This is a genomic window from Rhizobium sp. YIM 134829 (genome assembly GCF_046546455.1).
On record NZ_JBKHKI010000004.1, the window covers coordinates 208,341 to 220,912 of the forward strand.

At 66.0% G+C, this 12,572-nt stretch carries 11 protein-coding genes and 1 tRNA gene; 6 read left to right on the top strand and 6 right to left on the bottom strand.

What is annotated here, in order from left to right; all coding sequences use genetic code 11:
- The first annotated feature begins 55 nt into the window (after window positions 1–55).
- Window positions 56–1,405 carry a hypothetical protein gene (locus ACLE20_RS09840; protein WP_410940094.1) on the top strand — a complete coding sequence of 450 codons (1,350 nt, stop codon included), beginning with the start codon at window positions 56–58 and terminating at the stop codon, window positions 1,403–1,405.
- A 43-nt stretch (window positions 1,406–1,448) separates the two neighbouring features.
- Here ACLE20_RS09840 and ACLE20_RS09845 read toward each other — a convergent pair whose 3' ends face one another.
- A complete protein-coding gene (locus tag ACLE20_RS09845; protein WP_410940095.1) occupies window positions 1,449–1,775 on the bottom strand; it encodes a DUF6665 family protein in 327 nt (108 codons plus the stop codon).
- Between the two features lie 94 nt (window positions 1,776–1,869).
- Window positions 1,870–3,258 (bottom strand): nicotinate phosphoribosyltransferase, encoded by a 1,389-nt coding sequence (locus ACLE20_RS09850; RefSeq protein WP_410940096.1) that lies wholly within the window; start codon window positions 3,256–3,258, stop codon window positions 1,870–1,872.
- 319 nt (window positions 3,259–3,577) lie between these two features.
- Here ACLE20_RS09850 and ACLE20_RS09855 point away from each other — a divergent pair, with 319 nt between their 5' ends.
- The 3 genes from ACLE20_RS09855 (at window position 3,578) to ACLE20_RS09865 (ending at window position 6,807) form a co-directional block, all read left to right on the top strand.
- The gene (locus ACLE20_RS09855) at window positions 3,578–5,479 is read left to right on the top strand and encodes a hypothetical protein (RefSeq protein ID WP_410940097.1); all 1,902 of its coding nucleotides are present in this window, start codon (window positions 3,578–3,580) and stop codon (window positions 5,477–5,479) included.
- Between the two features lie 288 nt (window positions 5,480–5,767).
- Entirely contained in the window at window positions 5,768–6,466 is a 699-nt protein-coding gene (locus ACLE20_RS09860) for a Crp/Fnr family transcriptional regulator (protein ID WP_410940098.1), read from the top strand.
- 265 nt (window positions 6,467–6,731) lie between these two features.
- Window positions 6,732–6,807 (top strand) — tRNA-Phe (locus ACLE20_RS09865).
- Between the two features lie 111 nt (window positions 6,808–6,918).
- On the opposite strand, the gene ACLE20_RS09870 is transcribed toward ACLE20_RS09865, so the two are convergent.
- The 3 genes from ACLE20_RS09870 to ACLE20_RS09880 all read right to left on the bottom strand — a co-directional run bounded on the left by ACLE20_RS09870 (window position 6,919) and on the right by ACLE20_RS09880 (window position 10,110).
- Window positions 6,919–8,730 carry a glycoside hydrolase family 15 protein gene (locus ACLE20_RS09870; protein WP_410940099.1) on the bottom strand — a complete coding sequence of 604 codons (1,812 nt, stop codon included), beginning with the start codon at window positions 8,728–8,730 and terminating at the stop codon, window positions 6,919–6,921.
- Window positions 8,723–9,535, bottom strand: a complete 813-nt coding sequence (locus ACLE20_RS09875; protein ID WP_410940100.1) for an SDR family oxidoreductase — start codon at window positions 9,533–9,535, stop codon at window positions 8,723–8,725. Before ACLE20_RS09875 ends, ACLE20_RS09870 begins: the two co-directional genes overlap by 8 nt.
- Window positions 9,536–9,711: 176 nt before the next feature.
- Window positions 9,712–10,110, bottom strand: a complete 399-nt coding sequence (locus tag ACLE20_RS09880) for a RidA family protein (protein WP_410940101.1) — start codon at window positions 10,108–10,110, stop codon at window positions 9,712–9,714.
- Window positions 10,111–10,242: 132 nt separating this feature from the next.
- Between ACLE20_RS09880 and ACLE20_RS09885 the strand changes: the two genes are divergently transcribed.
- Complete coding sequence (locus ACLE20_RS09885; RefSeq protein WP_410940102.1) at window positions 10,243–10,839, top strand: TetR/AcrR family transcriptional regulator; 597 nt, start codon at window positions 10,243–10,245, stop codon at window positions 10,837–10,839.
- 89 nt (window positions 10,840–10,928) lie between these two features.
- The gene (locus tag ACLE20_RS09890) at window positions 10,929–11,618 is read left to right on the top strand and encodes a DJ-1/PfpI family protein (RefSeq protein WP_410940103.1); all 690 of its coding nucleotides are present in this window, start codon (window positions 10,929–10,931) and stop codon (window positions 11,616–11,618) included.
- A gap of 66 nt (window positions 11,619–11,684) precedes the next feature.
- On the opposite strand, the gene ACLE20_RS09895 is transcribed toward ACLE20_RS09890, so the two are convergent.
- Window positions 11,685–12,554, bottom strand: coding sequence for an SDR family oxidoreductase (locus ACLE20_RS09895; RefSeq protein WP_410940104.1), 870 nt, complete (start codon window positions 12,552–12,554; stop codon window positions 11,685–11,687).
- Window positions 12,555–12,572: the final 18 nt, after the last annotated feature.

Genomic DNA, 12,572 nt, shown 5'->3' on the forward strand with positions numbered 1-12,572 from the left:
CCAGCCGATGATACTCCCGTCTGCTCAAGCCGCAGGTGCGGCGTCGACCCAATTGATGCGCTCGATCGTCAACGAGGCGGAAGAACGCCGCCTCCAGGAGGAGGAAGCGCGGCGGAAATTTCCGAAGACCGATGAGTTTCTGGCCGCCAAGACCAAGCGCAGCCAGAGCCACGAGGTGCTGAACGACAAGATCAACGCGCATTTCTTCGGCGCTCAGAAATATGACGACGAAGCCATGCAGGCCCTGATCGGCCGCTTCACGGCGACCCTCGGTCTGCAGCGGGAGAAGGATGAGCTTGGAACGGATTTCGCTCAGCGGCTCTCGGATGCGCTGGTGGTGGTCGACCATATCAGCCCGACCGAGTTCTTTCTTCCTCCGCCAATGCAGAGGTTCTCCCTGGCGCGCTTTTCTGTCTCGGTGGAAGAGTTGAAAGCGGCGCTCGATCCGGCCCGAAAGGGCGAGCCGCGGAGCGACATGGCGAAGACGATCGCGCGTCTTGTCGAACGCCTTGGCATCGAACCGCAGGGCGAACAGGAACTCGATGTGACCTACAGCGAGCGCGTCGGCCGGGCCCTTGCCGATTATCGGAAGCCTCTCGTCTGGAGCACGGCCGAACTGGAAAAGAAATCCGGCCTTCGCGACCTCGGCTTCACGGCAAAGGACATGATCGAGGCCATCGCCAATCCTTCCGGCGACACCGCCAAGGCGATTCAGGAGGCTCTGGACAAGCAGGTGCGCGAGGAGAAGTTCGCCTCGAAGGACATGACCAAGGTTATCCAGCGGCTGGAAGAGGCCGCGGATCCGAAGACGGTGGCCGAACTGAAGCTCGAGCGCACCGACAAGTCCGATCCGACCAAGGTCGAGGATGCCGAGACGAAGAAGGAGCGCGAAGAGCAGATCCATGCGCTCGAGGCCTCGGAGAAGCTCGAGGACGTCGAGAAGGCGCGCAAGGCCGTGGAGGAGCTGAACGAAGCGCTGGGCAAGTTGCCGGAGTCCGCCAACGACAAGCCGGACGCACCAGCGTCTCCAGACGTCGTTTCCAATGTCAGCGACCTTCTGGTGGCCCTGGCTGCCGGTGCCGAGGCTGCACAGAGGGATGTGGAGCAGCAACAGGCAGCCGATGCGCAGTCTCGAACGGCGGTCCAGGCTGCCGAGGCTGCCGAGGCTGCAGTGGATGAGTCCGCCGGAAAATCGGACGAGACCAAGCAGGCCGAGGCCGAAACGAAACAGACCGAGATGATCGCCCGCGCGGGGCCCGGCGGGCCGGGCACGGCTGGAACGGACGAGGAGGGGGCTGGCATTCTCCCGGTCTCCGTCGACGAGAACGGGATTTACGAAATGCTGAAGCGCAAGGCGGAGGCCGCGGCGGCCAAGGCGCCGGCGGCCAGCCCTGTTGCTGCCTGAGACAGGCCGGGCGTCCCACACGCGGTGCCCGATGGGCGGAAGCTCAGGCCGGCGGTTTGCGCACGACGCCGAGCCGAGCGATCACCTCGCGCGGGATGCGATAGCGGGCGATCGCATCCTTGTTGGAGCGCAGGCCGCAAAGCTCGCGTGTGATGAAGAAGGACCAGACAGCGTCGGCGGCAGCATCGAGAAGCGCCTCCCGTTCGGCCGGTTCCGAACAGGCTTCCAGCCGGGCGATAGCGGTTTCCACTTTCAGCCCATGGCGGCCGAGCGCATCAGCGCGCTCGCTCATCAGCTCGTATTCGAGAAGATCGAAGCCCGTGGTACGCGCGCCGGGATTGGTGAAGGAGCTTGGGGGGCGAACCACCATCGGTCTGTCCTTGATCTCGTGCTAAGACGGGCGTCCTGCCGGAAAGGTGCCCCGTGCTTCCAAAGTGGGGCGTTTTTGACGTTGGGACAAGGCGTCAGGCCTGTGCGGCGCGCGCCCGCACCTCCCGCAGCGACCAGTCCTTCAACAATGCGCCATTGCGCCAGACCGGCTGCAGGAGATTGTCCCGGCCCGCCAGCTGGTCCAGCCGGACGGCTTCGAGCCCCAGCGCCCCCATAACCACCGCTTGGCGCCCGGCCTTGGTGGCCTTGACATTCATGGTCGCCGGCCGTTTCCAGACATCGTGCCATTTGCCGGCCTGGTCCAGCCTGGCATTGGCCTTCATGGTAAAGCCGAACTGGTCGCGATCGACGCGCTGCAGGATGCGCGATCCCATTGCGAAGCTGATATTCTCGGCCGAGTAGCCGAAGGCCTCGAGCCGGCTCAGGATCTGGTTCATGTCGGAAAGCGTGATGCCATCGCCCTGGATGACGCGCACCGAGCGGTCGAGAACCTTGAAGCCCTTGCGGTTGGGGCTGGAGCCGAAACGATAGTCGAGCTGCTGGATGACCTGGATCGGCGTTTCGATGGGGTCGCCGCTGTCGGGGCGGATATGGACGGTGGCGCCGCTCGCCTTCACCTTGTCGCGCAGTCGCTTACCCCATGTCTCCGAGACGGCGGTAGCGATGTCGTAGCTGTCGGAAACCACTGCGAAGGCGCCTGTCGGGGCGAAGCGGTCGATCATGGTGGAGAAGGCCTCCGCCTCGCGATCCCCGCCCCAGGCGGTCATGGTCGAATGTTCGGAAGCGGGCATCGACGTGCCGGCCATCTCGGCGCCATAAAAGCGGCGGGCATAGAGGACCGCCGGCATCGTGTCCGTCTGGGTGAAATGGAGGAGATGGGCCACGCCGCCGATCCCCGCCTGTTCATAGCTCGCCACGCCGCGGGCGCCATAGTCGAGAAGCCGAGTCGGCAGCAGGGCTTCGGGCGTGTCGCAGGTCCGTTCCAGCGCCGCCGCCAAGGCGAGCTTGATGCGCCGCACCGTCCCGGCGACGGTCGAGGGATACCAGACCGCCCTGATGAGCGCCGTCTCGATATGCGAGACGAGCCAGGCACAGGCGGGATCGGTGTTTGCGACCTGCACCAGCGGCACGCCGCGTCGCGTAACGACGCCCTCGGGCAGCGCTTCGATGACCAGAGGCAGCAGGCCGCCATGGGCCTCGACGATGTGCATCCAGCCGGCACGGTGGAAGGGCTGGCCATGGGCGGTGACCATCGCCTCGGCCTCCTCGACGTCGCGCCGCGTGATCGGCCGTGCCAGCGCGTCCTTCAAGAACATCTGCAGGCCGAAGAACTGGACATCGACCAGATCCGGCGCGCCGCGGGTCTCGATATAGGAGGAGATCGCGGCCGTGCCCGGCGGATATTGCAGGTAATGGCCGAACTTGTAGCTGTCGGTATCGAGAATGAGGTTCGGCGCGCTCATCGATTCGTCTCTTTCGGCCTGAGGATCGCCCCGCAGGATTAGGGGAGCCGCCTTGTCTCCGCAAGACGAGCGAGGCGGGCGTAACACTTTGTCAACCGGCCTGCGATACGCTCCTCTGGTCGATCCCTTATGCATTGCCCAGCGGCATGTGGCGCAGGCCGAGCCTCCCGATCCGCCGTCTCCGATCGACATTCCCACGCATGATGCGTTTGCGCAGGTTATCCCATGCCCAAGCCGGCCGACGTCGGCGCCCGCAGCCGGACCGGCGCGCTGCAGGCTCACCATCATGGTCCGCCGGTCCGGATCGGAGACCGGAACAATGGCACCCGTCATCGCCAGGAGTGCCGCTGCGGCCCTGGCCGATGGCGGAACATCGCGGGATCGCTCGCTGCTCGGCAGCACCACGCGCCGCTTCGACACGATCCTGCATGTGCTCGAAGTGGTGCTGAAGGACCTCCCCGCCGCCGATCCAGACACCCGCATGGCGCTGGCCCGGCTGACCGAGGCCCTCGGCCAGATCGTCAACCTGCCGCCGCAACCGCAGGAGGGCCTCGCTGCCTTTGCGAAACGGCTGATCGCCCATATGGAGCAGATGCCGCCGGCGGCTCGCGCGCTCCTCGACAAGCAACTGACGCAGCAGAGCTTGATCGCGGCGCTGAAGCTGCTGGTCGAGAGCCTCAAGAACGGCAACCTTCTCGATCTCCTGCCGAAAGGCGAGCCGCTTCCGCCGATGAGCGGGCCGCACCTGCCCGAGCGGGACGAGACGCCCTTTCGCCCGCCGGTCATTCAGCAGCCTCTGCCGGTTCACGCTGCCGCAACCCATCCCTCGACGGTGATCGGCAGCGCACCGGAACTGCAGGCGGCGCTGCGGCAGGCCTATGGCGCGGGCGAAACGACGGCATCAGCCACAGGGGCGGCGCCGCATGGTGAGGACCAGCGGGCAGTCGCGCCCGAGATGTCCGGCCCGGTAGAAAGCCAGCCGCAGGGCAGTGCCGGCGATCCGGCGTGGCCCGTCGATGAGGCGGTATCGGCTCCTGACTTCTGGGATCAGGGACCCTTTGCCGGCGATCCGATCCCGACGCTGAAGGAAGCCGCCGCCTTTCTCGCCAAGGACCTGAAGGCCATGGCCCGCGCTGTCGAGATCACCTGGGGCGCCGCACTGTCGCGGTTTGCCGGGGAGGAGCCAATCGTCCCGAGCGCGGACGTCGATCTGACGCCACCCAGCGACGATCAGGCATCGCTCGGCGAAAGAAACAGCCGGCCTTCGAACGGCCAGCCACATGCGGCCGATCACCCGCAGAACCGGAGGACGGCGGAGGCCCTGATCGGTTCGACCCGGCCGGTTCCGCCGTCGGCTGCCGGCTCGACCCAGGCAGTGGCGTTGCCTTCATCGCCGGATCGCGCCGCGCGTTCGGTCTCCGCCCATCCCGCCTCGATTGCGGCGGGCAACCTCCTGTCGAGATCCGAACCCGGCGCGGACCAATCCCTTATCCCTGGCCGGGGCCCGTCGTTGGGTCACGGACCATCCGAGCGGGTGCCGACGGAGACACCGCCGCGTGTTTCTCGCCTCCCGGAACGAGGAACCGAGTTGCGCGGCGAGGAAAGGCACGGGGAGGAGGAGGCTGCACGACTGCCGCTCCCACGGCCAGCGATGGGCCCGTCGATGCCGCCTGCCGCTGCGCAGCCGGCGCAAGCCTCCTTCGACGAATGGGAGACGCTGTTCTTCATGCTGGCCGGTCCGCGTGAAGATGCGGAAGCGCCGCCTGCGCCGCCGCACGGTCTTGCCGAGCAGGAGGCTTCGGCCGCGCCAGCCAAGACGCCCGGCGCCTCTGCCAGTGCCCATGCGACCGTCGATGCCGATCCGCCGGCCGGCAGTGCGGCGCATGCGGCATCCGCTCGGTTGGCGGAAGGTCTGGTGGCGACGCCGGCGGCCGCCTCTGACGCTCTGGCCACCCTGCCTTCGCCTCTGCCAGCCGCCGCCGCAGCGATCCAACCCTTCCTGCTGCCATTCCTGACCGTACCCTATGCCCCTCTTCCCGATCGGCCGTCCACCGACGAGGAGGCCGAGCCGCAGCATCAGGAAGGCCAGGACGACACTGAGGCGGAGGAGCGCCGAGGCGAAGGCCGCGGCCAGCCGCGCGGCGAAGCCCCGGAGGACGAGGAGGAAGAGGCCCCCGCCGATGCGGGGCAGCTCTACCGTCACCTGGCGGATCTCGCTTGAGCCGCGTTGAAGCGGGGGAAGAATTAGAAAGTCATGGCAAACATATCGCAGGACCAGCCGCTTTGGCGGCGTCGTTCGCCGCCTTGATGCTTGTTCCTGTTTTGGCGCTCCTGGCTAAGCTGCGGGAACATGCTAAAACATTGCAGCGTTTCAATATTGTCCGATACCGTACCCACTCTTCAGACCGATAGCGCGAGAGGAGACGGCTTAATAATGTGCGCCTCTCCGTTTCGATAGGAAGGCCACTCATCTGTGACTGCACATGACACTGACCTGACCCAAGAGTCGGTGAAGAACACCATTTTGAAGAGACTGCCGAGGGATGCCTTCGACTATCTGAAGCCGCGTCTCGTGCCTGTCGCGCTTCCGGTTCACTATACGCTCGTCGAGCCCCGACAGCCGATCGAGAAGATCTACTTCCTCGAAAGCGGTCTCGGCTCCCTCGTCACCCGCAGTCCCGACGGCAAGAGCGTCGAGGTCCGCCATGTCGGCTATGAAGGGCTCTCGGGCTATTCGACCGTGCTTGGCGTTGATCATACGCCCAACAAGACCTTCATGCAGGCGGCCGGCCATGGCCTGCAGGTCAAGGTTTCGACCTTCAAGGCCCTGCTTGATCATCGCGGCGCGCGCGAACTCCTGTTGCGCTATGTCCATACTTGCGAACTGCAACTCGCCTATTCGGTTCTCGCCGCCGCAAAATATACCATGTATCAGCGCCTCGCCCGCTGGCTCCTGATGTGTCACGATCGGCTGGAAGGCGACGATTTGCCGATTACCCATGATTTCCTTGCTTTGATGCTCGGCGTACGGCGCTCGGGCGTGACCGAACAGCTGCATATTCTCGAGGGCGAGCATGCCATCCGCTCGACCCGCGGCAGCGTCCGCATCGTGAGTCGCGCCAAGCTGCTCGAGCTCGCCGCTGGCTCCTACGGCGTCCCCGAACGCGAATATGCCCGCCTGGTCGATGGGTTCGTCTACAGCGAGTGAGCCGGGCCCTCTGCCTGAGCGACGAGGCGGCGGGGGGCTGGCGCGGCGCAGTTTTAGGGGCGGCGCCTAGCGCTCCGCTTGGTGAAATCGATAAGACGCCTTGCACGCAAACCCGTCAAAGGCCTTGCTTTTCCCGATCTTCACCCCGTCGGTCTGGCCCAGGCAAAAAACCGCATTTTGCGGCTGGACACCGACGAGCAAGCTGTTATAACCCCGCTCGCTTCACAGGGACGCCACGTCCCGCCGGCCCTGCCGGAGAAGAGAGGCCCGGATAGCTCAGTTGGTAGAGCAGCGGATTGAAAATCCGCGTGTCGGTGGTTCAAATCCGCCTCCGGGCACCATTACTCATTTCATGGTCTTGGTGCGCATTTCTGGATCGACGTGCGTCGCATCCTCGCTCCGTAGTCGACCAACCGTCCCGTCCTTTGCGAAGCGTCACCGCACCACCAGCCTTACGGCTGCCAGTTCGGTCGATGAGAGGGGTCCAGGCGGCGGTCGGTGAAGTAGGCGGCGCTGATGAAGGCCAGGTGAGTGAGCGCCTGGGGGAAGTTGCCGAGGTGGAGGCCGCGTCGGTCCTGTTCTTCGGAGTAAAGGCCGAGCGCGTTGGCGTAGCGCCGGCCTTTCGCCAGCACCAGCTGTGCTTCGGTCAGCCGCCCGGCACGCGCCAGACATTCGGCCAGCCAGAAGGTGCAGGTGGTAAACGCCCCTTCGCCGCCGTCGAGACCGTCATGGGTGCGATAGCGATAGACGAGGCCGTCGTCGCAGAGCTGGTCGCGGATGGCGTCGAGCGTTTTCAGCCAGACCGGATCGGTGGAGGAGACGAAGCGCACGAGCGGCATCATGAGCAGGGCGGCATCGAGCTCGGTTCCGCCGCGCTCCTGTACGAAATAGCCGTGCTCGGGATGGCGGAAATTCTCCCAGATATCGGCGGCAATCGCATCGCGGCATTCGGTCCAGCGGACGAGCGGCGCTGGCAGGGAACGCTTGATCGAGAGGCGGATCGCCCGGTCAAGCGCCACCCAGCACATGACGCGCGAGTGGAGGAAATGCCGCGGCTCGGCGCGGATCTCCCAGATACCGGCATCCGGCTTCTGCCAGTTGGCGATGACATAGTCGACGATGCCGGCCACATGCGACCAGCCCTTGTGGCTGATTGCCTCGCCATATTTGTTGGTGAGGTAGACGCTGTCCATCAGCTCGCCGAAAATATCGAGCTGGCTCTGCGAATGGGCGGCATTGCCGATACGCACCGGCCGGCTTCCGGCATAGCCGGCAAGGTGCGGCAGTTCGTCCTCGTCGGCCGCTTCCGTCCCGTCGATCGCATACATGATCCGCAGCGGGTGGTCGCTGTCCGACGCCATGACCCGGGCGCCGGCCCAGCGTCCGAAATGCTTGGCCTCGTCGATGAAGCCGAGCCGCATGAAGGCATAGACGGTGAAGGAGGCATCGCGGATCCAGACCGCGCGGTAATCCCAGTTCCGCCCAGCCCCGGTCGCCTCCGGCAGGGAGAAGGTGGCAGCGGCGGCGATCGAGCCGTGACGGCGCGAAGTGAGAAGCTTGAGCGCCAGGGCCGAGCGCATGACGTCTTCCCGCCAGCGGCCCTTATAGGAGGATTGCGCGGTCCAACGGCGCCAGGCGTCGGTGGTGGCGGCGATTTCTTCCAGGATCTTTGCATCGTCCGGCCGGGTAAGGTCGGCGTCACCCAGCACGAACCAAGCGCTCTCGCCAGCCGAGAGCGTGAAGCTGGCGCTGGCTGCGTCGCCGTCGGCCTCAAGCGGCACGGAGGCGAAGAGCTGCAGCATCAGGGTCTTGCCGGTGAAGCGGGCGCCGTTTTCGTCGATCGCCAGCTTCGGCGTCTCGCGGGCATAGTCGAAGCGCGGCGCGCAGCAGGCGGAGAAGCGGATCGTGCCGCGCGTCACGCTGACGCGACGGATCAGGCATCGCGCCGCCTCGCTCGGCCGCGGCCGCGCATCCGGATGCGGCATGATGTCGAGGATCTCCGCGCTGCCTTCCTCGGCCATGAAGCGGGTGGTCAGGACATTGGTCTCCGGCAGATAGAGCTGGAGGCTGCGTGGATCATCAAGCGCAGGGGTGATCGAGAAGGCGCCGCCCTTGCCGGGGTCGAGCAGGTCGGCGAAGACGGAGGGACTGTCGAGGGCTGGCCAGCAGAGATAATCGATCGTGCCGTCGCAGGCGACGAGCGCCGCCGTCTCCATGTCGCCGATGATGCCATGCTCGCCGATCGCGCGGGGCGGCTCAGCCATTGTCGCGGAACTCCGGATAGAGCGCCATGCCGCCATCGACGAAGAGAGTCGTGCCGGTCACATAGTCGGCCTCGTCGCTCGCTAGCCATACCGCGGCGCGCGCCACATCCTCCGGCTCGCCGATGCGACCGTAGGGGATGAGGCGCAGAAGCTTCTCAAGCGCCGCCTCGCTCTCCCAGGCCTCCTTGTTGATCGGCGTGCGGATGGCGCCCGGCGCGATCGCGTTCACCCTGATCCCATCGGCCGCCACTTCCTGGGCGAGCGAGCGGGTCAGCATGCGGATGCCGCCCTTGGCCGTGGCGTAGTTGACGTGGCCGGCCCAGGGAATGACCTCATGGACAGAACTCATAGCGATGATCGTCCCGGCACTGCGGGCCGGGCGGCCCTGCCGGTCCTGGCTACGGAAGCGCCGCACCGCCTCGCGGGCGCAAAGGAACTGGCCGGTCAAGTTGATGTCGATCACCGTATTCCAGTCATCAAGCGTCATCTCGGCAATCGCTGCGTCCTTCTGGACGCCGGAATTGGCGACCAAGACGTCGACGCGGCCGAAGGCCTGCACCGTCTCATCGAAGAGGCGGAGCACATCTTCCTCTTTGGAAACATCGGCCTTCATGGCGCGCGCCCGGCCGCCGGCCTTTTTGAGCCGGTCGACGAGATCCTGCGCCGGCTCCTCCTGCGAGTGATAATTGACGATCACCGCGGCGCCAGCGCGCCCCAGCGCCTCGGCGACGGCGATGCCGATCCCGGAGCTGGCGCCGGTGACGATGGCGACGTGGTTGGCAAGGCGTTGCTCGGGGCTGGACATGGCGGCGCTCCTGGATTGAGCCAGCGCATAGTGCCGCGCGGGCTCGTTCGACAAGTCTCGAGCGCTTAGCTATGGCGGTCCGCCGGAACTGACAGGGCCGGCGGCGAAACTGCCGCATCGCCGCAACCCTCAATCGCGAGCGCCGCGCCGAAGAGCGCGGCGCTCGGTGATGCTTGTCAGGCGGCCTGCGGCAGGCGGGCGATCACCTTGATCTCGAAGTCGAAACCCGAGAGCCAGGTCACGCCGATCGCGGTCCAGGTCGGATAGGGCTTCTCCGGGAAATAGTCCTGCTTGACAGCGAGGACGGTGTCGAACTGGGTCTTCGGATCGGTGTGGAACGTGGTCACGTCGACGATATCGTCCAGTGTCGCGCCGGCCGCCGCCAGGACGGCCTTCAGGTTCTCGAAGGCGAGGCGAACCTGCTGCTCGAAATCGGGATGGGGCGTGCCGTCCTCGCGGCTGCCGACCTGGCCAGATACGAAGAGGAACGCGCCGGCGGGAATGGCGGGTGAATAGCCGTGCTCGTCATAGAGGGCGTGGCGGCCGGCGGGATAGATCGGTTGGCGCTTGGTCATGGGGTGTCTCCTGCTGATTGCCGACGGCTTTGCCATCGGGCCGAAATTTGATATACGGCTCGTATGTAAATACTCGGATACAGAGCGTATGTCAAACTGACATACGCCACGTATGTCAAAGGAGAAGCACGGATGGCCGGCAAGCGGCTCGAAACGATGCAGGAAAACCGGCAGAAGCTCATTGCCGCCGCCCGGCGGGCGTTTTCGACCAAGGGCTATGCCGCAGCCTCGATGGACGAGCTGACGGCGGAGGCGGGGCTGACGCGCGGCGCGCTCTATCACAATTTCGGTGACAAGCGCGGCCTCTTCGCCGCGGTGGTCGAGGAGATCGACACCGATATGGCAGAGCGCGCACAGCGGCGGGCGGCATCGGCAGGGGACGAGTGGCAGGGCCTGCTGGCGGAGGGTGCAGCCTATATCGAAATGGCGCTGGAGCCGGAGGTGCAGCGCATCGTCCTGCTCGACGGGCCCGCCGTGCTCGGCGATCCCTCGCAATGGCCAAGCCAGAACAGCTGTTTGCAGGTGACCAGGGAGGCGGTCGAGCGCCTTCTCACCCTTGAGCTTCTGAAGCCGGTGGATGCGGAAGCCGCCGCGCGGCTGCTCTGCGGCGCTGCGCTCAATGCCGCGCTCTTCGTTGCCGCCGCGCCGGATCCGAAGGCGACCTTGCCGAAGGCGGTTCAGGCCTTCCAGGCGCTGGCGAGCGGGCTTCTGGCGGAACCGCGGTCGTAGCCGCGGGGTCGTCGGCAGACACAAGCGGGCTAGGTATTGTCCTGAAAACCGGGACCGGGCCAGAGAGAGAGGCGAGCAGGACCAGACCGATGCGTATAGGATTGATGCTCTTTCCGAAACTCACTCAGCTGGACCTGACCGGTCCGGCCGAGGTCTTCTTCCGCATGCCGGGCGCGGAGGTCTCGCTGCTCTGGAAGACGCTGGATCCGGTTCGTGCCGATACCGGGCTGACGATCCTGCCGACGGCGACTTTCGACCAGTGTGACACGCTCGATCTGATCTGCGTGCCGGGCGGCCCCGGGCAGATCGAGTTGATGGAGGATCGGGTCGTGCTCGACTTCCTGCGCCGGATCGCGCCGGGCTGCCGGCTCGTCACCTCCGTCTGCACCGGGTCCCTGGTCCTGGCCGCGGCCGGGCTCTTGACCGGTTACCGCGCCACCAGCCATTGGGCCTCGCGCGAGCAGCTGGCGCGCTTCGGCGCTATTCCCGTGGCCGAGCGCGTCGTGCGGGACCGCAACCGCATCACCGGCGGCGGCGTCACCTCGGGTATCGACTTCGCCTTGACCGTCGCGTCCGAACTGCTCGGGCCAGAACGGGCCCAGGCGATCCAGCTGCAGATGGAATATGATCCGCAGCCGCCTTTCACGAGTGGTTCGCCGGCACGCGCGGATCCGGCCGTGGTCGAGTCCGTGCGGGCGGCGATGAAGCCGATGCTGGATCGGCGCCTGGCTGCGACAGAGGCGGCGGCCGCCCGGCTCGAAGCAGAGCAGAAGGCCTGAGCAGGCTGCCGGCGAAACGGCAAGGGGCGCCTCAGACGGGCGCCCCTCCGCGACGTAACGAGAGCCTCATGCGCGCGCGGCATTCGCGGCCACGAAGTCGCGATAGCTGTGGAGCGGGCGGCCGAGCCGCGTCGTCAGGCGTTCGACATCGCCCGGCTCGGGCAGCATGCCATCGCTGACATAGCGTTCGGCCATCAGCCGCATTTCATAGGCCATCCAGACCGGCATGAAGGTGCCAAGCGCCTGCTCGAACGGGGCCGGGTCGTCGCCGCCATAGTGGATCGTCCGTCTCAGCCGTTCCGACCAGAGAGCCGCCACATCGGCGCCGGTGAGCGCATCGGGGCCGACCACATTGATCGTCTCGCTCGCCAGGCGGGCCGGCGCATCGTGACGCCGGATCAGCTCGATGGCGGCGAGTTCCGCGATATCGCGCGCATCGACCATGGCGACACCCTTGGCGCCGATCGGCATCGGATAGACGCCGTGATCGAGGATGACGTCGCGGATCATCAGGTCGTTGTCGATGAAGTAGGAGGGCCGCAGGATCGTGGCGCCGAAACCGCTTGCGGCGATCATCCTCTCGGCGCCCGACTTGACGGCGAAATGCGGCACATTGGCGAAGTGGTCGGCATTGAGCACCGAGAGATAGACCAACCGCTCGATACCGGCCTCCTTGGCCAGGTTGAGCGTAATCAGCGCCTGGGAGAACTCGTCTCCGGTGACGGCATTGAGCAGGAACAGCGTGCTGACGCCCTGCATGGCCTGGCGCAGAGCGGTGACATCGAGCAGGTCGCCCTGTGCCACCTCGACCTCTTGCGGAAACGTTGCCTTGGCGGGATCGCGGGTCAGGACCCGCACGGCGGCGCCGCGGGCGACGAGCTCTGAAACGACATGGCGGCCGACGCGGCCGGTAGCGCCTGTAACGAGAATGGTCATGACATGATCTCCTTCATT

What these genes read in the sequence shown, in the direction of transcription:
- ACLE20_RS09840 (WP_410940094.1), top strand. Translation starts at nt 56, where the DNA reads ATGCGCTCGATCGTCAACGAGGCGGAAGAACGCCGCCTCCAGGAGGAG.
- ACLE20_RS09885 (WP_410940102.1), top strand. Translation starts at nt 10,243, where the DNA reads ATGGCCGGCAAGCGGCTCGAAACGATGCAGGAAAACCGGCAGAAGCTC.
- ACLE20_RS09875 (WP_410940100.1), bottom strand. Translation starts at nt 9,535, where the DNA reads ATGTCCAGCCCCGAGCAACGCCTTGCCAACCACGTCGCCATCGTCACC.
- ACLE20_RS09855 (WP_410940097.1), top strand. Translation starts at nt 3,578, where the DNA reads ATGGCACCCGTCATCGCCAGGAGTGCCGCTGCGGCCCTGGCCGATGGC.
- ACLE20_RS09880 (WP_410940101.1), bottom strand. Translation starts at nt 10,110, where the DNA reads ATGACCAAGCGCCAACCGATCTATCCCGCCGGCCGCCACGCCCTCTAT.
- ACLE20_RS09845 (WP_410940095.1), bottom strand. Translation starts at nt 1,775, where the DNA reads ATGGTGGTTCGCCCCCCAAGCTCCTTCACCAATCCCGGCGCGCGTACC.
- ACLE20_RS09890 (WP_410940103.1), top strand. Translation starts at nt 10,929, where the DNA reads ATGCGTATAGGATTGATGCTCTTTCCGAAACTCACTCAGCTGGACCTG.
- ACLE20_RS09850 (WP_410940096.1), bottom strand. Translation starts at nt 3,258, where the DNA reads ATGAGCGCGCCGAACCTCATTCTCGATACCGACAGCTACAAGTTCGGC.
- ACLE20_RS09870 (WP_410940099.1), bottom strand. Translation starts at nt 8,730, where the DNA reads ATGGCTGAGCCGCCCCGCGCGATCGGCGAGCATGGCATCATCGGCGAC.
- ACLE20_RS09895 (WP_410940104.1), bottom strand. Translation starts at nt 12,554, where the DNA reads ATGACCATTCTCGTTACAGGCGCTACCGGCCGCGTCGGCCGCCATGTC.